At 80.8% G+C, this 614-nt stretch carries 1 pseudogene; it reads right to left on the bottom strand.

Annotated features, from left to right (window positions below):
- Positions 1-530: pseudogene (locus GTQ99_RS23835) on the bottom strand (hypothetical protein); the annotation flags it as partial.
- Between the last annotated feature and the right edge of the window lie 84 nt (positions 531-614).

Genomic DNA, 614 nt, shown 5'->3' on the forward strand with positions numbered 1-614 from the left:
TGCTCGGGGCGCTCGGCGTCCTGCTCACCGGTCGCCGCGCCCGCCGCGCCGTCGGTGGCGGCCAGCACGACCACCCCGCCGGCGTCGGCGAGGTCGTCGTCGCCGGCCGTGGACCACGTGAGCTCGGCGCTCGTCGCGCCGGTGCTGCTCTGCAGCCAGATGTCCGCGGTGCGGGGGTCGGCGGCCGCGCCCCCGCCCAGCACGCGGCTGCGGGCGGTGGGCTCGGCCGGCGTCCCGCCGACGCCGGTCACCTCGGTGCGCCGGGCGTCCGCCAGCCACGCCCGCGCGTCGACGGCGCGGGCGACGCCGACGAAGACGTCGGTGCCGGCGGGGGCGCTGGCGCGCACCCGGGCGGTGGGACCGCTGAGCTCCAGCAGCCCGGGGGCGCTGACGACGGCCACGCCGGGGTCGGCCGACTCCTCGGTGACCTCGATGTCCGCGGGCGGCGCGAAGACCGTCAGCAGCAGGGCGCCGGCGATCGCGCAGCCGAGCCCGGCGACGAGCAGCAGCCGGGCGAGCAGGCCTCTCACGGGGTGGCGTCCTTCCGGTCACGGGGGCGGCGTCCTGCGGCGGGACGGGCCGGGGGCGGTCCGGGCCGCCACCCTACGGGGCTG

This window comes from Kineococcus vitellinus, from assembly GCF_009906315.1.
Lineage (GTDB): Bacteria > Actinomycetota > Actinomycetes > Actinomycetales > Kineococcaceae > Kineococcus > Kineococcus vitellinus.